This is a genomic window from Roseivivax lentus, from assembly GCF_900156805.1.
Classification (GTDB): Bacteria; Pseudomonadota; Alphaproteobacteria; order Rhodobacterales; family Rhodobacteraceae; genus Roseivivax; species Roseivivax lentus.
Genome location: NZ_FTOQ01000022.1, coordinates 19,644 through 38,624, shown reverse-complemented (window position 1 = coordinate 38,624; position 18,981 = coordinate 19,644). Strand labels below are relative to the sequence as shown.

Below are 18,981 nucleotides of genomic sequence, written 5' to 3'. Positions count from 1 at the left end.
CGCTACTCGAGCGCGCGTGCTTCGTTACTTGACGGCGCCGAAGGTCAGGCCGCGGACGAGTTGCTTCTGGCTGAACCAGCCGAGGATGAGGATCGGCGCGATGGCCATGGTCGAGGCCGCGCTGAGCTTGGCGAAGAACAGACCCTCGGGGCTGGAATAGCTGGCGATGAAGGCGGTGAGCGGCGCCGCATCGACGGCGGTCAGGTTCAGCGTCCAGAACGCCTCGTTCCAGGCGAGGATGAAGTTCAGAAGCACTGTCGAGGCGATGCCCGGGATCGCCATCGGCGTCAGCACGTAAAGGATCTCGTTGCGCAGGCTCGCCCCGTCCATCCGCGCGGCTTCCAGGATCTCGCCCGGGATTTCGCGGAAGTAGGTATAGAGCATCCAGACGATGATCGGCAGGTTGATGAGCATCAGGATGATCACCAGCGCCGCACGGTTGTCGAGCACGCCCAACTCGATGCAGATCAGGTAGATCGGGTAGAGCACGCCGACCGCGGGCAACATCTTCGTCGAGAGCATCCACAGCAGGATGTCCTTGGTCCGCCGCGAGGGCACGAAGGCCATGGCCCAGGCGGCAGGCACCGCGACGATCACACCCAAGAGCGTGGAGCCGCCCGCGATGATGACCGAGTTCCACAGGAACCGCATGTAGTTTGAGCGTTCCTGCACGACCGCGTAATTCTCCAGCGTCCAGTCGAAGAACAGGAACACGGGCGGATCGGCGATCGCGGTGCCCTCGGTCTTGAACGAGGTCAGGATGGTCCAGAGGATCGGGAAGAAGATCAGGAACCCGATGGTCCAGGCGATGGCGGTATTGATCGCCTTGCGTTGTGATGTGACGGCACGTGCCATGGTCAGGTCCTCCTCACGCGTCCATGTTCTTGCCGACGATGCGCATCAGGAAGATGGCAACGATATTGGCGAGAATGATGGCGTAGACACCCCCGGCAGACCCGAGGCCGACATTCTGGCTTTCCAGCACGCGCTGGTAGATCAGGTAGGTCAGGGTCCGGGTCCCGAAGGCCCCGCCAGTGGTCACGAAAATCTCGGCGAAGATCGACAGTAGAAAGATCGTCTGGATCAGCACCACGATGGTGATGGCCCGCGCAAGGTGCGGCAGGATGATGTAGAAGAACCGGCTGAGATGCGGCGCTCCGTCCATCTCGGCGGCCTCCAGCTGCTCGCTGTCGAGCGACTGGATCGCGGTCAACAGGATCAGCGTCGCGAAAGGCAGCCATTGCCAGGACACGATCATCACGATGGATGTGGTCGGCACCTCCGAAAGCCACGCGACCGGTTCGGCCCCGAAAAAGCGCCACAGATGCGACAAGAGCCCGTTCGTGGGATCCATGAACATGTTCTTCCACACCAGTGCCGAAACGGTCGGCATGACGAAGAAGGGCGCGATGACGAGGATACGGACGATGCCTTGGCCCCACATCGGCTGGTCGAGAAGCATGGCCAGAAGGATGCCCAGGCAGACGGTGATGACGAGCACACCCCCCACGATCACCAGTGTGGTGATCACCGACGGCCAGAAGGCGCTCGACGTGACGAAGCGGACGTAGTTGTCAAAGCCCGTCCAGCCCAGATCGCCACCCCTGAGCGGCAGATAGCTCTTGAACGAGAAGTAAAGCGTCATCGTCAGCGGCACCAGCATCCAGCCCAGAAGCAGGATAACGGCTGGGGCCATCATGAAGCGCGCGGCGGATCGGGAATGTTGGGTAGCCATGACGCAAGACCTCTCTGTTCGGGCGGAATGTACCCGTGAGGAAAAACAACGGTGATACTGGTCACGCTGGGGAAGGGGGGGCGGAAGGCCGCCCACCCCCGGGAAGTGCCGGGTTTAGTAACCCGCGGCTTCCAGTTCTTCGGTCATGATGGCCTGACCTTTTTCGAGCGCTTCCTCGATCGACTGCTGACCTGCATAGGCAGCCGAGAATTCCTGGCTCACCTGGCCCCACATGCCGGCCCATTCCGGGATCGCGGCGAACTGGATACCGGTATAGGGCACCGGCTCGACGGTCGGGTTGTTGGGATCGGCGGCGTTGATCGAGTCGAGCGTCTTCTGCGCGAAGGGCACTTCCTGATACTCGGCCGTCTCGTAAAGCGAGGTGCGCGCACCCGGGGGCACGTTTGCCCAGCCTTCGTTCTCGGCGACGAGCTCGATGTAATCCTTCGAGGTGGCCCACTCGATGAACTGCTTGGCCGCATCTTCCTGCGCGGTGCCCGCCGGGATGGCGAGTGCCCAGGCCCAGAGCCAGTTGGCCTTCTTGTCGACACCGTCCTTGTTCGGCGCCAGCGCGAAGCCCACGCTGTCGGCCACTTCGGAATCGTTGGGGTTGGTCACGAAAGAGGCCGCGACGGTCGCGTCGATCCACATGCCGCACTTGCCCTGCTGGAACAGCGACAGGTTCTCGTTGAAGCCGTTGGTGGCGTAGCCCGTGGGGCCGGATTCCGCCATCATCTCGGTGAAGAAGGTGAGCGTCTCGGCCCATGCCTCGCTGTCGAGCTGCGGCTCCCAGTTTTCGTTGACCGGACGCGCGCCGAAGGAGTTGGCCATGGTGTTGATGAAGGCACCGCCTTCACCCCAGCCGGCCTTGCCGCGCAGGCAGATGCCGTTGATGTCGGCGTCGCGGTCGGTCATCGCTGCAGCCGCTTCGCGGATGAATTCCCAGGTGGGTGCGTCGGGCATTTCGAGGCCCGCTGCTTCCATCAGGTCGGTGCGATACATGATCATGGAGGATTCGCCGTAGAACGGTGCCGCGTACAGCGTGCCGTCATGGCTGAGGCCCGAGCGCATGGCCGGGAGGATGTCGTCGACGTCGTATTCCGCGGACAGGTCGTCCAGCGGCACGAGCCAGCCGTTGGCGCCCCAGATTGGCGCTTCGTACATGCCGATCGTGGTGATGTCGAACTGGCCACCCTTGGTGGTGATGTCGGTGGTGACACGCTGGCGCAGCACGTTCTCCTCGAGCGTGACCCACTCGACATTGATGCCGGTCTGCTCGGTGAAGGTGTCGGTATAGCCCTGCATGCGGATCATGTCGCCATTATTCACGGTCGCGATGGTAATGGTGGGGCTGTGAGATTCGGCGAATGCGCCGGTGGCCGTCAAAAGGCCGAGCGCCGTGGCCGCACGAAGTGCGTTCTTGATGGGCATCCGGATGTCCTCCCTTGGTGAATGCTTGACGATCATGAGCTACTTTCTATCGCGCGGTCAATCAAAAATTTACGCGCGATAATTTTGGTGTCAGGTCATTGGTTCCATTCGTATATTTCCGGTCCTTCAAGCCGATTGCCGCAGCACGAGCCGTGCCGGAACCAGCGTTTCGGTGCGCTTCTCCAGCATGCCGCCGGAAAGAATCAGTTTCAGCAACATCTCCACCGCGAGGCGCGAGACAGCTTCGTAATCATGCGCGGCGGTGGTCAGGGCGGGGCAGGTATAGCGCGCATAGGGATGATCGTCGTTCGAGGCGACCCGCAGGTCGCAATCGGCGCCGTGTCCGACCTTCAGCCCCAGATCGTAGCAGGCCGACAGAAACCCGATCGCCAGCCGGTCGTTCGAACAGAGCACGGTCCGGGTGGGCAGCGCATTCGCGCGCAGAAGCTTCAGCGCGCCCCGCTTGCCGATTTCCTCGAAGGCCCAGCCGGTGCCCTCGGCCTGCAGCACATGCGGGGTCAGCCCGATCTCGATCATCTTCGCCACATAGGCGTCCCGGCGGCGCACGGCGTTGGGGTTGGCGGGTTGCGCCATCTCGAAGAAACACGGCGCGTCGCCGGTGCGGTGCAGGTAATCCACCGTCTGCGCGACGAAGCTCGCATTGTCCGACCCGACGAAGGCCTCGCCCAGGCCCTCGATATTGCTGTCGAACAGGATCGTGGGCACGTCGCGGCAGAAATCCTCGATGATCTTGCGGTCCGAACTGCGCCGTCCCAGCGGCGCCAGAAGCACGCCCGCGGGCTTCATCGCGCGCAGGTTGTCGAGGATCGCGTTTTCCACCTCGGGCTTGCCATAGGGGCTGAAGAGCGAGGGCTGGAAACCGGCCTCGAGGCAGCGTTCCTCGATGTTGCGGGCGATCTCGGCGAAGAACGGATCGGCCAGGAACGGCACCACGATGCCGACATTCTTGGTCAGTTTGCGGTTCTGGTTCACCGCGTAGATATTCGGGCGGTAATCGTAGGTCTCGAGCGCCGCTTCGATCCGCGCGCGCGTCGAGGGCCGCACGCTGTCGGGGTCGTTGAAATACTTCGACAGGGTCGGCCGCGAGATGCCGCTCGCCGTGGCGAATTCCTCCATGTTGCGCAGTTTGATGTGGCTCATGCCGGCTCCCGGGCGGAAATCTTTTTCAAAGTATTGCTGATTTCTTTACGCGCGCAAAGGATTTTTCGGCGCCATGTCGGAGAAGTGCTGTGCCGGGGGCGGGCGGCGCGATTCCGGGCGCGACGGGCCGCGGAGGGCCGTGTTTCGCCAGATCTTAAGACTTGTGGCGCTTGTTTGGCCGGAAGGTTGTTAGGAAAAACGGCGAACGAATCATGAATGCACCGAAATCCCTGTCGGAATTCTTCACCCGCACGGATCGCACGACGCTCGACAATTGCGACAGCGAACAGATCCATTTCTCCGGCATGATCCAGAATATCGGTGCGCTGATCGCGCTCGATCAGGACAGCTATCGCGTGGTGGCCGCGTCGGAAAATATTTCGGATTTTCTAGGAGTTGCGCCCGAGGCGATGATGTCGATGACGCTCGCCGACCTCGATCCGGAGCTGCACAGGGAACTCGCGCTGCTCAGCAACGGCCCGCAGCTTCTGCATGAGGTGCTGGATTATATCGTGACGCGCGAGGGTGTCAGCTTCGACACCGTCACCCATTGCCATGCCGGGCTGCGAATCATCGAGTTCCTGCCCAACAACATGCCGTCGCCGCGCGTGTCGCGCACCAATATGCGCCTCGTCGGCAAGACCAGCGCGCAGATCCTGCATTCCGACAGTTTCGAGGACGCGATGCAGATCGCCGTGGACGCGGTGCGCAGCTTGACCGGCTTTGCGCGCGTCAAGATCTACCGCTTCCTGCCCGACTGGTCCGGCGAGACCATCGCCGAAAGCCGCGTGCCGGAGGTGGATTCCTATCTCGGGCTGCATTTTCCCGCCGGCGATATCCCCAAGCAGGTGCGCGAGATCATGACCATGGTGCCCTACCGCGCGATCGGCTCCGTGTTCGACGACGCCATCCCGATCCGGGTGCTGCACCGCACCGGCGGCCCCATCGACCTGACCTGGGCGGTGTCGCGGTCGGTCTCGCGGATGCATACCGCGTATCTGCGCAACATGGGTCTGCAGGCCTCCTTCGGGTGCTCGCTGATGCATCGCGGCGCGCTTTGGGGCCTGATCGCCGCGCATCACACCGAGCCGGGCATCGTCCCCTTCGATTCCTGGAGCCTCATACACGAGATCGGCACCGCGCTGATGCTGCGCCACGACCAGCACGAACGCACCAAGATCGCCGACAAGATCACCGAGTTGCGCCGGATCGAGAACGCCTTCGCCGCGGCCCTGCGCAATTCCGGCGAGGTGGAGGATGTGGTCGCCACGCTGGTCCCGGTCCTGCAGGAATTCCTCGATGCCGACGGCTTCGCGTTCCAATACGGCAGCAACCTGCATTTTTCCGGTCGGACCCCGCCGCCCGACATCATCCGCGAGATGATCCAATGGGCGATCAAGCAGCGCGAGACGTCCGACCAGTTCCAGACCACGGCGTTCCACCGCGATTTTCCGCCTGCGCGCGATCACATGGACACCGCCTGCGGCGTGCTGATCCAGCCGATCGCCACCCACCGGGTCTGCCAGCTGATCTGGTTCCGCGGCCCGATCACCCAGAAGGTCGCCTGGGCGGGCAAGCCGCGCAAGGCCGCCGTGATCGTGCCCGACGCCGATCCCGTCGCGCAGCTTCTGCCGCGGCAAAGCTTCGCCCGCTGGGAAGAGGAGCATTGCGAGGAAAGCAAGCCCTGGATGCCCGACGAGCTGGAAAGCGCGCGGGAAATCTTCAAGGAATTCCTCGACATCGTCACCGCGCAACTGCTGCTGAAGGATGAAAACGCCACGCTGAAGAAATTCGCGGCGACCGCCGCCCATGACCTGCGCGCGCCGCTGCGCGGGATCAGCAACGCGCTCTCCTTCATGCACGAGGACGGGTTCGAACCCGAGGCGGTGCGCGAGAACCACGCCATGGCCAAGATCTACGCCGCGCGCCTCACGGATTTGACCTCGGGGCTGCTGGAACTCGAGATGGTCACCGGACAGAAGCACAGCTTCACCGATGTCGATCCCACGCGCGCGGCGCGCGACGCCCGCGACCTGCTGGGCGTCCAGATCGAGGAGGCGGAGGCCGATTTCGAAATCGCGCAGATGCCGCTTGTGCGCGGCAACCTCCATCTGCTGATGCGGCTGTTTCTCAACCTCGGCAGCAACGCGCTGAAATACCGCGATCCCGACCGCGCGCCCCGGGTCCGCATCGGTCCGACCGAAGGCCCGGCGGGGTTCCAGAGCGTCGAGGTGTGCGACAACGGCATCGGCATCCCCGAGGAATACGCCAAGCGGGTGTTCCAGGCGATGCAACGCCTGCATCCGCAAAGCAAGATCGAGGGCTCCGGGCTGGGCCTGTCGATCTGCGAACGGATCGTGCAGCAGCATGGCGGGAAGATATCGCTCGACACCGCCTATTCCGGCGGCGCGCGGTTCGTCGTCTCGCTGCCGAACCCGGTCCGGGCGGAGCATGCGGCATGAGCGGCCCCGACGGTCGGGATCGCGGCACGGTGCGGGCCCGGATCGCCGCCGCCACGCGCGCCGCGCATGAGGCGCTGCATGTCCATCCCTGGCTTTGCCGCCTGCAGGCCCCCGACCTGACGTTGTCCGAATACGCGATGCTCCTGCGCGGCTATCTGGTCTTCTTCGAGGCGGTGGAGCAGCGACGCCGCAGCCTGTGCGTGTTCGAGCCGCTGTCGCTCGACCGCGGACTGGCCGCGCTCCGGGCCGATCTGCGCGGCCTGCAGGCCTCCCTGCGCCTGCCGCCGGGACTGCCGCTGCCGATGCCCGAGACGCCGCGCGCGGCGCTGGGGGCGCTTTATGTCCTGCACGGCGCCCGTTTCGGCGCGGCGCTGATCGACCGCGATATCGCGGCGGCGCTGCCGCAGGCGCCGCGGCACTTCTTCGGCGCGGGGCACGACCGTCGGCTCTGGGCGGCCCTGACGGGCGAGCTGGACCGACACGGGCAGGCGGCGGAGGGATATGTTGCGCTGGTCTCGGCGGCGGATCAGACCTTCGCGGCCTTCGGTCGCGTGATGACGGCCATCTGCACGGGCCCGCACGCGGATGTGTCCGCCGCCACGCCCATCACCCCGCGGCGCCTGTCCGCCCGCGAAGAGGCCGGCCCCGGCCGATGAGCCATGCCCCTGACGCGCCACGCGCCTCAGGCGGCGGGCGCCAGTCCCAAGATCGCGCGTGCCTCGGCGGGGCTGGCCACCGGGCGCTCGTATCTGGCGCAGAGATCCACCGCCCGCGCGATCAGCGCGGCGTTCGACGGCGCCAGCGTGTCCCGGTCGAGCCGGATATTATCCTCGAGCCCCGCACGGGTATGGCCCCCCGCCGCGATCGCCCATTCGTTCACCACCACCTGGTTCGGCCCGATCCCCGCGGCACACCAGGCCGCCTCGGGGGCGCGGGTCCGCATCATCCGCACGTAGAAGTCGAACACCTCGCGATCCGCGGGCATGGCGTTCTTCACGCCCATCACGAACTGCACGTATAGCCGGCCATGCAGCAGGCCCGCCTCGTGCATGCGGATGGCCTGCAGGATATGGCTCAGATCGAAGGCCTCGATCTCGGGCGTGACCGCGTATTTCCGCATCTCGTCGGAGAGCCACGCCACCAGGTCCGGCGGGTTCTCATAGACTCGCGTGGGGAAATTGTTCGAGCCCACCGAGAGCGAGGCCATGTCCGGCCGCAGCGGCAGCATGCCGCCGCGCGCCTGCCCGGCCCCTGACCGACCGCCGGTCGAGAACTGGATGATCATACCCGGGCAATGCTTCTCCAGACCCTCCTTCAGCGCCGCGAAACGGTCGGGGTCCGAAGACGGCGTGCCGTCGTCGTTGCGCACATGGGCATGGCAGATCGCCGCGCCCAGCTCGAACGCCTCCTGGGTCGATTCGACCTGCTCGGTGACGGTGATCGGCACCGCGGGATTGTCGGCCTTGGTGGGCACCGAGCCGGTGATCGCCACGCAGAGAATGCAGGGTTTGCCGCTGACATCAGACATCGAAGAACACCGTCTCTTTCTCGCCCTGGAGGTGGATATCGAAATGGTAGACGCCGTCGCCCCGGGCCTCGGCGACAAGCGTCCGGGCGCGCGCCGTCTGCTCGATCCGCCCCAGCACCGGATCGGCGGCGTTGGCGGCGGTTTCGTCGGGGAAATACATCCGCGTATGGAGCCCCAGATTGATGCCGCGCGCCACGATCCAGAGCGTCAGATGCGGCGCCTGGATGCGGCCATCGGGGCCTGGCACGGCACCCGGCTTGATGGTCTCGAGCCGCCACAGCCCGGTCTCGGCATCGCTGGCCCGGCGCGCGAAGCCCGCCGCGCCGCCGCCTGCATAGCGCCCCGCCGCATCGGCCTGCCAGATCTCCACCATGGCGTCGCGCAGCGGCGTGCCGGTGCCGTCGAGGAGGCAACCCGTCACAACCACCCGCGTGCCCGGCGCGTCGTCGGCGAAGGGCCGGGCGCCCAGATCCTCGGCCCAGGGTCCGCCGAGGCCCGCATGGTTCGGCAGGCAGCCGATATGCACGTAGGGCCCGGCCGTCTGGCTCGGGCTTTCCTTGAGATCGGCGGGTCGATCAGCGGCGCCGGACATCGCTCAGCCCCCCTCCATGCGGTTCTCAAACAGGGTCTGGCGCCGCCCGCGCAGGACGATGTCGAAGCGATAGGCGAGGCAATCCATCGGCACCGACGCCCGCATGTCGAGCGTCGCGATCAGCGTCTTCACCGCCGCCTCCGACGGGATCGCCTGCAAGATGGGGCAGCGCCAGATCAGCGGATCGCCCTCGAAATACATCTGGGTGATGAGCCGCTGGCCGAAGCCCGACCCGAAGACGGAAAAGTGGATATGGGCGGGGCGCCAATCGTTGCCGCCATTGGGCCAGGGATAGGCGCCGGGCTGCACGGTGCGCAGGTGATAGGCGCCGTCCGCGTCGGTGATCACGCGCCCGCAGCCGCCGAAATTCGGATCGAGCGGCGCGATATAGCCCTCCTTGCGGTGCCGGTACCGCCCGCCCGCATTGGCCTGCCAGACCTCCAGAAGGGCACCGGGCACCGGGCGCCCCGTCTCTTCGGTCACCCGGCCATGCACGATGATGCGCGGCCCGATCGCGGCCGCGCCGGGGGCCGCGAAATTGTGGATCAGGTCATTGTCGCGCGGTCCCGGCAGATCGTGCCCGAAGACTGGCCCCGTGGTTTCCGACAGGGTCTGGGGAAAGCTGATCGGCGCGTGCCGGGGCGAGCGGCTGACAGAGGTCCGGTAGGCCGGGCTCAGCGCCGGCGGGTGCCAGGCCCGGTCCCGGGCGACAAAGGGCGCGTCACTCATCGCCGCGCTCCATCTCCGCATAGGTCGCCCGGGCCAGCTTCAGCGCGTGGTTTGCGCGCGGCACCCCGGCATAGATCGCGACATGCTGGAAGACCTCCATCACGTCCTCGCGGGTGGCGCCGGTGCGGGCCGTGGCGCGGATGTGCATGGGGATTTCCTCGAAGTTTCCGGTGGCGGCCAGAAGCGCCAGGGTCAGCATCGACCGCTCGCGCAGGCTGATCGCGTCGGAGGCCCAGACCGTGCCCCAGGCGCTTTCGGTGATGAGGCTCTGGAACGCCGCGTCGAGCGGGGTCTTCTCGGCCTCCGCGCGGTCCACATGGGCATCGCCCAGAACCTGACGGCGGACGCGCATTCCGGTCTCGTATCGCTCGCTCACCCTGACCACCTCTCTTTCCTTAAGGTCATATCGGGCCGCCGGCGAATTGCCAACTGCGGCGACGCGGCGCGGGCGGTCGCGCAGCGGGCCATAGAAGCGCGCTGCAGCCCCGCAAAGACGGCCCCGGCTCGGCGCTTGGCTCGCATGCACAATTCGGACGGGACAACGAGATGCGCCGCCTGGAGGTCTGTCCAAACGCCGCTGCGCGGGCAATACGGATTTTCCGAGCGCTCGCCGAGAACGATCCGTCGCCGCCGCGCGCGTCCATGCCGCGCTTGCCTCCAAGAGAGATGCAGACTGCAAGTCAACGGTTGCACTCGATAGCCGGATCTGCCCAAGTGGCCGCGGTTTCCGGAGGCGCGGCTGAGGAATTTGAGATGAAAGTTTTGGTGACCGGCCCGACCGGTGCCGTCGGTCAATATGTGCTGGAAGCGTTGATGCGAACCGATCACGACGTCCGCGTCTTCACGCTGCCCGACTCGATGCACCGCATCAATTATCGCGACCGGATCGAGATGGTCCCGGGCGATCTGGCAGATCGCGATGCGCTGGACGAGGCGCTCGATGGGATCGAGCTGGTCTTCCACACCGCGCTCATCAGCCCGCCGCCGGCCATTGATCCGGACATGTTGGAGCACGTGAATGCGCGCGGCACGCGCAACCTGGTGAAGGCATGCCGCGGCGCGGTCTCGCGCTTCGTCATGGTTTCGTCGAACAATGTCTACGTGCCGCACCGGATGCCGAATCTCTGGCCGCTGACCGACGACGCGCAGCGCGAAGCGCACGGCAACCCCTCCCAACAGGCCTTGGGCGAAAGCCTCATCCGGGCCGAAGACGCGGTGTTTGAGGCGGCCGAAACCGGGGCCTTCGATTTCGCGATGCTGCGCCCCTCGATCATCTCCGGCCGCAAGAGCCCCTTCGTCGACAATCTCGTGACCCAGCTAATCCGCAATCCCGAGGCCGCCGACGGGCTGCGTCGGATGTGGGACACGATGCAATGGACCCACGGCACCGATATAGGCACGGCGGCACTCCTGGCCGCCGACCATCCCGACCTGCGCAATCAGTCTATATTGGTCGCTGGCGAAGAGCCGATCACCGCCTATGACGTGTTGTCGCTGATGTGGGAAATCATGAATGTCGGGCGCGAGGACAATCCCTATGCCGAGCTCGCCGCGCGCCACAATGTCGGCGTGCCGAAGTTCTATCCCGCAAAGCTGCGCGCCGCCGGATGGCGTCCGCGCATGACGGCCAAGAACTGCATTCAGGAAATCCTGGGGCGGTTGGAATTCTACGCGTCCACCTCGGTCAACTTCCCGGCCTACATGCCGGTCGAATGAACACAGCGAGCCTGCACGCGACACTCGGAGGGATGCAATGAAGGGCATAATAACGAATGCGGGATGCGGGATCGGGGCCCGGCTGGCCGACGCCCTGGCCCAAATGCGCTGGGAAGTGGAGGCGCTGGATACGGGCGTCGCGGAGGTGGGCGACGCCGCCGCGCTCAAGGCCCGGTTGCGCGATGCCGATGTGCTTTTCGTTCTGGAACTCCACGCCGATCTGCCCCGTGCTGCGCGGGAGGACCGGATCCGTCAACGGCTGGCCGCCGCCGAAGCCGCGGGCGTCTCTCGGGCCGTGCTGTTGTCGAGCGCAGAGGTCTATGCCGACGCGGCGGGCAGCCGCGGTCCTGTGCGTGAAACCGCACCGCTGTATCGAGACGAGGACGGCGTGCCTGAAGCCGCGCGCATCGCGCTCGGGGCCGAGCAGGCTTTCCAGGCGGGTGCGACGACCGCGACCGAACGGGTGATCCTGCGGGTGCCGGACCTCTACGACCGGACCGATCCGGCGGCACTGGCCCCTTTGCGCGCGATCATGTTCGAAGGCACTGCCGCCGCTGCACCGCTGCCGCTGCAGCGGCTTCATCCCGACGATTTGTCGAGCGCTTTGATCGCCGCTGCTCGCGTGCCCGCCGCGGGCGGTCATGTCTTCAACATCGCGGACCCGATGGGGATTGGCCCCGATGTTCTTGCATACGAGCTCCAACGGCTCGGCCGTCTCTTGTCAGAAGAGGACCCGACCGACGACCGTGTGCGCCCGGAATACCCGCTCGAGCAGCCAGTTCTGGCCACTGACAAGGCCAGCCGTCTTCTGGATTTTCGACCGCGGCGATCGGCCTGGATAGGGCTCGCTGAATGCGCGCAAGAGATCGTTTTCGGCCTGCGCGCCGACGGGCTGGTGCCCGACAACACCCCGAAAGTACCCGCGGTGATCGCCGCGCTCGAGAGCCGCTCGCGTCCGCTTGCCGGCAAGGTCTGTGTGGTGACCGGCGCGACCTCCGGCATCGGGCGGGAACTGGCGGTGATACTGTCGCGCTGCGGGGCCCATGTGGTGGCAGTGGGCCGGAATGCCACGGCGGGGGCCGAATTGCTTTCGGAATTGGAGGAACGGCCAAGCTGCATGCCGGGCGAGTTCATCGCCGCCGATCTGTCGGCGATGTCAGAGGTGCGCAAATTGGCTGATACGATCCTGGCGCGCCATGCCCGGGTGGACGCCCTGATCAACAATGCGGGTGCCGTCTTTGCCGCGCGAAAGACCACCGCCGACGGCTACGAGGCCACTTTCGTGGTTAACTACCTAGCCCCCTTCCTGCTAACGAAACTGCTTGTCGATGCGATCCCTGCGGAGGGGCATATCGTCAATCTCAGTTCGGAAATCCACCGCCGATCCGGGCTGGATTTCTCGGATCTCTTCTCGAGCCGGAATTATCAGCCACTCGAAGCCTATGCCCGGGCGAAATTCGCCAACATGATGTTCTCCAATGCTTTGGCGGATCGCCTGGGCCCCGAGGGTCCGCGCGTCGCGACGATCAGCCCCGGCATGGTTCGCACCGAGATCCTGAACCGCGAGGGTGCCAAGGACCGCCCTGAGCTCGCGGCGATGAACCGGGCTCGCAACCGCATGATCTCGCCCGAAAAGGCCGGGACCTACGTGGCCAGCATGCTGATCGATCCGAAACTGAGCGGACTGACGGGGATCTATGTCGACCAAGATTCACTGAGCGATATCGCCCCCGCTACTGCCAACCGCGAGGCCGGGGCGTATCTTTGGTCGGTGAGCGAGGCGCTGGTGGAAATGGCCTAGGCCGCCCGGTCAGCCGCGCGGGCTGACATGGTAGCTGCGCTGGAAATCGTCCATCGCCGCGAGGGTGTTGGGATTGTCCCACTGGACGAACTCGCCGTTCAACGTGGCGGTTTCGGGCGCGCAGAGCCACAACAGCAATTGCGCGGCGAGTTCCGGCGGGCGTCCCGCCGGGCTCATGCCGCCGCGGCTCAGCACGCTGGAAATCTGGCCGTAAAGTGGCGTGTCGACAGGCCCCGGATTGAACGCGTTGACTGTCACTCCGCTGCCATTCAATTCCAGCGCCAGCGTTTGCACGATCTGGTTCACAGCAGCCTTTGTCGCGGCATAGGCTCCGGTTTCCGGTTGCGGGTTGAAGGTCGCTGGCGAGGACAGGAACAGCAAGCGTCCGCCATGCTGCGTCTGCATGACCGGCACCACGTGCCGCAGAACATTAAATACGCCCGTGATGTTGGTGGCGTTCAGCCTTTCCACGGTATCGACCGGTATATTCCACAGCTTTGTGCCGATCCCGTCGGCTAGACCAGCGATATTCACCAACGCGTCGATCCTGCCCCCCGCTTGCGTAGTGGCCGCGACCAGAGCCGCCACCGAGGCATCTTCGGAAAGATCCGCGGGGATCGCGACCGCCTGCGCCCCTTCGCTGCGGATGTCCGCGACGACCGCATTGAGGGCGTCGCCATCGCGCGCGGTGGCCACCACATGGGCTCCGGCCCGCGCCATGACCCGCGCTGTGCCTGCACCGAGGCCCTTGCTGGCGCCGGTAACCAGAACGACACGGCCCGTGAGAAAAGGCTTCATGTATTCGACTTCCTGCCTGGAATGCGCGTTTGATCGCTGAGAAATGGTTTCTCATATGGAACGCAGGGATGATCAAGGGGCCCTGCTCCGAGCCGGAGGCGCGTTCCGCGCGCGTGCGGCGGCGAAAAGAAGTGCGGTATGCAAATTTAGCATGCTCATTGCGCCATAGAATTGTTAGGACTGGGCCGTTATTACACGCAGCGGAGCAGGACATGGCCGACGAAAATCCCACTCAGACGAAAGCCGGAGACCGGAACTTCGACCGAGAGGCCTTGCGACAGGGCAATGCGGGTGCCGGCTTTGTCGGCTTCGACAATCGTTCCGCGGACAGCGGCGGGCGCGTTGGCGGCCAAGGCGGCGCGATAGGCGCGGGGCGCTTCGGCGGTCAGCAGGGAGCCGGTCGCGGTCCCGGCGCCGGCGGTCAGTTCGGCGGCGGCGCGGTCGGCGGCCAAGGTGGCGCGATGGGTGCGGGGCGTTTCGGCGGCCAGCAGGGAGCGGGTCGTGGTCCCGGCGCCGGCGGTCAGTTCGGCGGCGGTGCGTTTGGCGGCCAAGGCGGCGCGACGGGCGCGGGGCGTTTCGGCAGCCAGCAGGGAGCCGGTCGCGGCCCCGGCGCCGGCGGTCAGTTCGATGGCGGCGCGTTCGGCGGCCAAGGCAGTTCGATGGGCGCGGGGCGTTTCGGCGGCCAGCAGGGAGCGGGTCGTGGTCCCGGTGCCGGCGGTCAGTTTGGCGGCGGCGCGTTTGGCGGTCAGGGCGGCGCGATGGGCGCGGCTGGGCAACGCGGCATGGCGCTGGCAGGTGCGGGTCAAGCCGCGCCTGGCGCCGACCCATTGATGCGGCGCGCGTTTCTCATGGGTTTGATGGCCGGACAGCGGATGGCGATGGGCAACGAGGGCCCGGCAGCGAGCCCAGGCGAACCGGCAGCTGGTCAGGATGTCGCTCCCGGCGGCTCGGCCCAAGCTCCCCGCTTTGGTGCTCGCGGACGGCCGAGCGACTTCGAGGATCAGATCATCGACGGCACGCTCGACAATTGAGTTTGTGCGCTGCCGCCGGTGAGATTTGCGCGACATCGAACCATTTGCGTTCGTCGAAACGTGATTTCGGCGCTCGGTATTCGCCGAGTTAACTATTAGACCTTGATGCGCGTAGGCGCTTCCGTTTGTGTCTGAATAAGCGCGGCGGACGTGCTCCGCCCCATACGGCTCGAAAAGGGAATACGCATGTTTCGACAGTTGATAGCCGCCGCAACCCGGTCCTTCGCCACCTCCCTGAACCGGGCGACCCCGATGCTTCTCGCCCTGAGCCTGCTGACTGCGGGGACGACCGCCTCCGCCTGGCAGAAGACCGAAGTCAGCATGCGCATCGGATCGATGAACCGCACCGCGACTGTTTATCTGCCTGACGTGCCGTCCGCGAGGGATCGCTGGCCGGTGGTGATGGTCCTGCATCCCGGTTTCGCCACCGGCGAGGATATGGCCCGGATCAGCCGACTCCATCTGCAGCCCGGCTCCGAAAACTTCGTCTTCGTCTATCCCGACGGGTTTCGCCGCAGCTGGAATGCGCGCGAATGCTGTGGTCGGGCACAAGCGCGCAATATCGACGATGTGGGCTTCCTCACGCGATTGGCCGACCAGATCGGAACGATGGTCCCGACGCAGAGCAAGATGTTCGTCGCAGGCTATTCGAACGGTGCACTGATGGCCTACCGGCTGGCCTGCGACGTGCCCGAGCGACTGGCTGCCTTCTCGGTCTATGCCGGGGCACCGAGGCTCTCGACGAGCACTTGCAGCCCGGCGCGCTCGGTGCCGCTTTTGCACTTGCACGGGGAACTCGATGCCGTCGCTCCCCTCGAGGGCGGAGAAAGCTCGATTGCATCGGCGGGCACGCGGGTTTCGGTGCTGAACAATATCCAGTGGTGGTCCCAGATGAACGGCTGTGCGCGAAGCCAGCCAAGCAACTTCATTTCCCGGGCGCAATGTACCGAATACAGCGGGTGCCGAAATGGCAGTCAAACGCTCTTCTGCATCTATCCCGGCCAAGGCCATTATTGGCCCGGATCGGAAGCGAGCGGCTTCGGAGAACGCCGCGGTCTCGGCCCGGCCCGATCCGATTTGAATGGCGGTCAGCATATGATCCGCTTTTTCGAAAAGTACAGGTGAGGCGTCGACACTGGTTGGCGGTGCAGAGGAGCTGAGGTGACAAATTCGTGACCTCTCCGTTGGTCAGTTTTTTTATTAAGATATTTCAGGCGGATACGATGCGCGAGCCAATTTTCATTCTGGGTCCAGGGCGCTCATTCACCTCTGTGATCGGGTCGATGATCGGACAGCATCCCGAGTTATTCGGCCTGCCTGAAACCAACCTCGCGACCTCCGACACGGTAGGCCGGTGGTACAACACCTTGCCGGGAATGACGGCGTTCCGGGCAGGGGTTCTGCGGATGCTCGCCTACCTGCATCACGGGGTGCAGACGGCCGCAGCCGTCGACGATGTCGACCGCTGGCTGCAGGCGCGGGGCCATATGACCACCGGGCAGCTTTACGATCATGCCGAGCGGCTGGTCCATCCCCGCAGGCTCGTCGACAAGAGCCCGCTGCACGTTATGACCGACACCTCTCTGGCGCGGCTGCCGCAGATCTCGACCGGGGCGAAATACCTGCGGATCGCGCGGCACCCCTATTCCAACGGCAAGTCCATCGTTGCGACGGGCTGGTATCTGGCTGGTCTGCGCGCTTGGGGCGGCAGCGCGTGGGACCAGTGCACCAATCCGCCGACGCTCGATCCGCAGTTTCACTGGCTGGATATCCACGACCGGATCGACCGCTTCTTTGCATCACTGTCGCCCGACAGCCATCGCACTATCCGGGGCGAGGACCTACTGGCCGACCCGCGGAGGGTCTTGCGGAAAATCGCACTTTGGCTGGAGATCGATGATTCTGACGCTGCCATCGAGGCAATGCTACATCCCGAACGTTCGCCCTTCGCGACGCCGGGGCCATATAATGCCGAACTCGGGAACGATCCGGGCTTTCTAGAAAGCCCCGAGCTACGTCCCTTCACGCCACCCAAGGTTCCGCTCTCGGCGCGCCTACCGTGGCGGGGAGACATGGAAGGCTTCACGCCCGAAGTCATCCACCGCGCCCGGAGATTCGGCTATACCGACGACCCGATGCCCGCGCCTGCGCTGCCTGAGGGCTTCGACGGGAGCTGGGGCAAGCTGACCGCAATCGAGCCCGACGGCGAGGGCTTCCCGATGGCCCATGGCTCGCTTCTGGATAATTCCTGCGTCGGGCTCCCGCCGCTGCGCCGGGTCAATTCGGTGCAACATAAGCCCGAGCCAAGCTATGGCGGCGGCAATTTCGGGGCGTTCACAGCATCGGATTACGCGGTGGCGGTGTTCGACAGCGCGCAGGAGCCTGCGCTCGAAGGGATCGACCTGAAATCTGGCGAGGTTCTCTGGCAATCCGAACTGGACCTATTGCCGATGCCGTCGGACGGCCTGCCGGGGCGCTTTCTCGGGGGGCTGTTACTGGTGCGACTGATCTTCGAGAATGGTCGGACGCGGCGCTGCATATACGCCGGAAATCGCGTCGAGATTGTGTGTCTCGATCTGGACGGCAAGGTGATCTGGCGCAGGCCGACGTGCGACATCGTTTCGGTGTTCGGCGCTGCCGCACGCGACCACGGCACTCCGCGCTGCCTGCGCTACAGCCGCGACAATGCCTTGGTTTACGGAAGTCGCAACGGCTATGTCGGCAAACTCGACCCATTGACCGGTGCGACGCTCGATATCCGGGACCTCTCGACCCGGCTTTATCACGCCGGAGACTGGATCCCGGGCTTTTTTAAGGTGCGCCAGTCGATCGTGCTGCATGGCGATCACGCCTATTTTCAGGGCAAGTTCGCCACCCACGTCGATGTGTCATTCTCCGACGCCTTGCCGACCAGTCTGTTGCGCCTACAGGTTTCGGGCACGGCGGACAGCCGGATCGAGCAACTGCCGGAACGAATCACCTTGGACACGATGCCCGCCCACCAGGTGATCGGGGCCGTGGGCGACGGTAGGGTGGGCGGCTCGCCAGTCTCGCGGCTGCGCGAGGACGGCAAGCTCGTGGTGTTCTGCAACTCCTTTCCGGAAGATATCGGCCCGTCTGAGGACGGTGCGGTCTATCAATTCACCGCCACTCGGGACGAGGGCGACCGGCTGGTCCGGCAATGGCGTTGCGTGGCCTTTCATCCCGACGACCCAAAAGTTACTGCGGCACCGGCCATCGACCAGCTCACCGACACGCTTCTCGCATGTCATCGCTTTGCGATGATGATCTTTGCGCAGGCCACGATGCGGGAGGGCGAGATCGTGCCCGACCTTGTGCTGTCCCCACTCGATTGCTTGGTGCCGGAGATTGCCAGCAAAGCGACCACGGCAGAGTTTTCCTCCCCGATCACCATCGCCCGCGACCGCGGCGACCGGAACTTCGTCGCCTATGTGGCTCTCGCGGTCTGGGAGGCATCGTCCATGCGCTCCTTTCCGTTCCTTACTGCGTTGGAGGTCCGGACAGAGCCGGAGCTTCGCGTTGTGCCGCTCTGGGGTCATGCGCTTCGTGTCGATCAGGAAGGAGCCGCCTTGCCCGGCGCGCGCAGCTTCGCGCAGCCCGCATTGTTTTCCGTTACCGAAGGCGGCCATACGCAGTCCGGTCTCGTGATGGGGATGATGATGCACGGGCTCTCGATCTTCCGCTGAGACCGGAATTGGCGTGTATGGCAGGCTAACGTTTCCAAAATGGGTAGCCCATGCACGGGCAATGTGTTGCTGCAACGCGCCGCATCGCGGCAATTTTCACCGCTGCGATGTTCAGCATGAGAGATTCTAACCCAGGTTTATGGACAGGGCGCAGGCCGGGCGGATAAGCTAGGACACAGATTATTCAGTTTTTGCCTGTACGTGGGAGAGTTCGAGGGAGCACGGGGAAGAGGCAGCGCAGTTTCGGTGAGATTGAGGCACAGCGCTGCACAGCTTGGGTTCGAGGCCCC

Annotated in this window: 17 protein-coding genes; 7 read left to right on the top strand and 10 right to left on the bottom strand. The window is 65.0% G+C overall.

Annotation, left to right across the window (positions count from 1 at the left end; translation table 11 throughout):
* Positions 1-24 precede the first annotated feature (24 nt).
* The 4 genes from BW990_RS19460 to BW990_RS19445 all read right to left on the bottom strand — a co-directional run bounded on the left by BW990_RS19460 (position 25) and on the right by BW990_RS19445 (position 4,327).
* On the bottom strand, positions 25-855 hold the full coding sequence (locus BW990_RS19460) for a carbohydrate ABC transporter permease (protein ID WP_076450906.1): 831 nt from the start codon (positions 853-855) through the stop codon (positions 25-27).
* A gap of 13 nt (positions 856-868) precedes the next feature.
* A complete protein-coding gene (locus tag BW990_RS19455; RefSeq protein ID WP_076450903.1) occupies positions 869-1,735 on the bottom strand; it encodes a carbohydrate ABC transporter permease in 867 nt (288 codons plus the stop codon).
* Positions 1,736-1,849: 114 nt separating this feature from the next.
* The gene (locus BW990_RS19450; protein ID WP_076450900.1) at positions 1,850-3,166 is read right to left on the bottom strand and encodes an ABC transporter substrate-binding protein; all 1,317 of its coding nucleotides are present in this window, start codon (positions 3,164-3,166) and stop codon (positions 1,850-1,852) included.
* A gap of 126 nt (positions 3,167-3,292) precedes the next feature.
* A complete protein-coding gene (locus BW990_RS19445; protein WP_076450898.1) occupies positions 3,293-4,327 on the bottom strand; it encodes a LacI family DNA-binding transcriptional regulator in 1,035 nt (344 codons plus the stop codon).
* Between the two features lie 212 nt (positions 4,328-4,539).
* Here BW990_RS19445 and BW990_RS19440 point away from each other — a divergent pair, with 212 nt between their 5' ends.
* Both BW990_RS19440 and BW990_RS19435 read left to right on the top strand, forming a co-directional pair.
* Positions 4,540-6,789: an ATP-binding protein gene (locus BW990_RS19440; protein ID WP_076450895.1), complete on the top strand. Its 2,250-nt coding sequence runs from the start codon at positions 4,540-4,542 to the stop codon at positions 6,787-6,789.
* Entirely contained in the window at positions 6,786-7,445 is a 660-nt protein-coding gene (locus tag BW990_RS19435) for a biliverdin-producing heme oxygenase (protein ID WP_076450892.1), read from the top strand. The genes BW990_RS19440 and BW990_RS19435 overlap by 4 nt, the downstream gene beginning before the upstream one ends.
* 26 nt (positions 7,446-7,471) lie before the next feature.
* Here the strand turns inward: BW990_RS19435 and BW990_RS19430 are convergent, their stop codons facing one another.
* From BW990_RS19430 to pcaC, 4 genes are read right to left on the bottom strand one after another with little or no spacing between them, the layout of a single operon-like run.
* Positions 7,472-8,317: a 3-oxoadipate:acetyl-CoA acetyltransferase gene (locus tag BW990_RS19430; protein ID WP_076450890.1), complete on the bottom strand. Its 846-nt coding sequence runs from the start codon at positions 8,315-8,317 to the stop codon at positions 7,472-7,474.
* Positions 8,310-8,909 (bottom strand): protocatechuate 3,4-dioxygenase subunit alpha, encoded by a 600-nt coding sequence (gene pcaG, locus BW990_RS19425; RefSeq protein ID WP_076450888.1) that lies wholly within the window; start codon positions 8,907-8,909, stop codon positions 8,310-8,312. Before pcaG ends, BW990_RS19430 begins: the two co-directional genes overlap by 8 nt.
* Positions 8,910-8,912: 3 nt before the next feature.
* The gene (gene pcaH / locus BW990_RS19420; RefSeq protein ID WP_076450886.1) at positions 8,913-9,638 is read right to left on the bottom strand and encodes a protocatechuate 3,4-dioxygenase subunit beta; all 726 of its coding nucleotides are present in this window, start codon (positions 9,636-9,638) and stop codon (positions 8,913-8,915) included.
* The gene (gene pcaC, locus BW990_RS19415) at positions 9,631-10,014 is read right to left on the bottom strand and encodes a 4-carboxymuconolactone decarboxylase (RefSeq protein ID WP_076450926.1); all 384 of its coding nucleotides are present in this window, start codon (positions 10,012-10,014) and stop codon (positions 9,631-9,633) included. The genes pcaH and pcaC overlap by 8 nt, the downstream gene beginning before the upstream one ends.
* A gap of 170 nt (positions 10,015-10,184) precedes the next feature.
* Between pcaC and BW990_RS19410 the strand changes: the two genes are divergently transcribed.
* Together BW990_RS19410 and BW990_RS21155 are read left to right on the top strand one after the other, a co-directional pair.
* The gene (locus tag BW990_RS19410; RefSeq protein ID WP_234990318.1) at positions 10,185-11,354 is read left to right on the top strand and encodes an NAD-dependent epimerase/dehydratase family protein; all 1,170 of its coding nucleotides are present in this window, start codon (positions 10,185-10,187) and stop codon (positions 11,352-11,354) included.
* Between the two features lie 115 nt (positions 11,355-11,469).
* Positions 11,470-13,155 (top strand): NAD-dependent epimerase/dehydratase family protein, encoded by a 1,686-nt coding sequence (locus tag BW990_RS21155; RefSeq protein ID WP_159441697.1) that lies wholly within the window; start codon positions 11,470-11,472, stop codon positions 13,153-13,155.
* A gap of 9 nt (positions 13,156-13,164) precedes the next feature.
* Here BW990_RS21155 and BW990_RS19400 read toward each other — a convergent pair whose 3' ends face one another.
* Both BW990_RS19400 and BW990_RS19395 read right to left on the bottom strand, forming a co-directional pair.
* The gene (locus tag BW990_RS19400; RefSeq protein ID WP_076450881.1) at positions 13,165-13,953 is read right to left on the bottom strand and encodes an SDR family NAD(P)-dependent oxidoreductase; all 789 of its coding nucleotides are present in this window, start codon (positions 13,951-13,953) and stop codon (positions 13,165-13,167) included.
* A gap of 191 nt (positions 13,954-14,144) precedes the next feature.
* Positions 14,145-14,729, bottom strand: a complete 585-nt coding sequence (locus tag BW990_RS19395) for a hypothetical protein (RefSeq protein WP_076450879.1) — start codon at positions 14,727-14,729, stop codon at positions 14,145-14,147.
* 6 nt (positions 14,730-14,735) lie between these two features.
* Here BW990_RS19395 and BW990_RS21975 point away from each other — a divergent pair, with 6 nt between their 5' ends.
* The 3 genes from BW990_RS21975 to BW990_RS19380 all read left to right on the top strand — a co-directional run bounded on the left by BW990_RS21975 (position 14,736) and on the right by BW990_RS19380 (position 18,691).
* The gene (locus tag BW990_RS21975) at positions 14,736-14,984 is read left to right on the top strand and encodes a hypothetical protein (RefSeq protein WP_159441696.1); all 249 of its coding nucleotides are present in this window, start codon (positions 14,736-14,738) and stop codon (positions 14,982-14,984) included.
* A 252-nt stretch (positions 14,985-15,236) separates the two neighbouring features.
* Complete coding sequence (locus tag BW990_RS19385; protein ID WP_159441695.1) at positions 15,237-16,109, top strand: CE1 family esterase; 873 nt, start codon at positions 15,237-15,239, stop codon at positions 16,107-16,109.
* Positions 16,110-16,207: 98 nt separating this feature from the next.
* Positions 16,208-18,691, top strand: a complete 2,484-nt coding sequence (locus tag BW990_RS19380) for a sulfotransferase family protein (RefSeq protein WP_076450873.1) — start codon at positions 16,208-16,210, stop codon at positions 18,689-18,691.
* The last annotated feature ends 290 nt before the right edge of the window (positions 18,692-18,981 follow it).

What these genes read in the sequence shown, in the direction of transcription:
- BW990_RS19440 (WP_076450895.1), top strand. Translation starts at nt 4,540, where the DNA reads ATGAATGCACCGAAATCCCTGTCGGAATTCTTCACCCGCACGGATCGC.
- BW990_RS19410 (WP_234990318.1), top strand. Translation starts at nt 10,185, where the DNA reads ATGCGCCGCCTGGAGGTCTGTCCAAACGCCGCTGCGCGGGCAATACGG.
- BW990_RS19400 (WP_076450881.1), bottom strand. Translation starts at nt 13,953, where the DNA reads ATGAAGCCTTTTCTCACGGGCCGTGTCGTTCTGGTTACCGGCGCCAGC.
- BW990_RS21975 (WP_159441696.1), top strand. Translation starts at nt 14,736, where the DNA reads ATGGCGCTGGCAGGTGCGGGTCAAGCCGCGCCTGGCGCCGACCCATTG.
- BW990_RS19385 (WP_159441695.1), top strand. Translation starts at nt 15,237, where the DNA reads ATGCTTCTCGCCCTGAGCCTGCTGACTGCGGGGACGACCGCCTCCGCC.
- BW990_RS19455 (WP_076450903.1), bottom strand. Translation starts at nt 1,735, where the DNA reads ATGGCTACCCAACATTCCCGATCCGCCGCGCGCTTCATGATGGCCCCA.
- pcaH (WP_076450886.1), bottom strand. Translation starts at nt 9,638, where the DNA reads ATGAGTGACGCGCCCTTTGTCGCCCGGGACCGGGCCTGGCACCCGCCG.
- BW990_RS19380 (WP_076450873.1), top strand. Translation starts at nt 16,208, where the DNA reads ATGCGCGAGCCAATTTTCATTCTGGGTCCAGGGCGCTCATTCACCTCT.
- BW990_RS19460 (WP_076450906.1), bottom strand. Translation starts at nt 855, where the DNA reads ATGGCACGTGCCGTCACATCACAACGCAAGGCGATCAATACCGCCATC.
- BW990_RS19430 (WP_076450890.1), bottom strand. Translation starts at nt 8,317, where the DNA reads ATGTCTGATGTCAGCGGCAAACCCTGCATTCTCTGCGTGGCGATCACC.
- BW990_RS19450 (WP_076450900.1), bottom strand. Translation starts at nt 3,166, where the DNA reads ATGCCCATCAAGAACGCACTTCGTGCGGCCACGGCGCTCGGCCTTTTG.
- BW990_RS19445 (WP_076450898.1), bottom strand. Translation starts at nt 4,327, where the DNA reads ATGAGCCACATCAAACTGCGCAACATGGAGGAATTCGCCACGGCGAGC.
- pcaG (WP_076450888.1), bottom strand. Translation starts at nt 8,909, where the DNA reads ATGTCCGGCGCCGCTGATCGACCCGCCGATCTCAAGGAAAGCCCGAGC.
- BW990_RS19435 (WP_076450892.1), top strand. Translation starts at nt 6,786, where the DNA reads ATGAGCGGCCCCGACGGTCGGGATCGCGGCACGGTGCGGGCCCGGATC.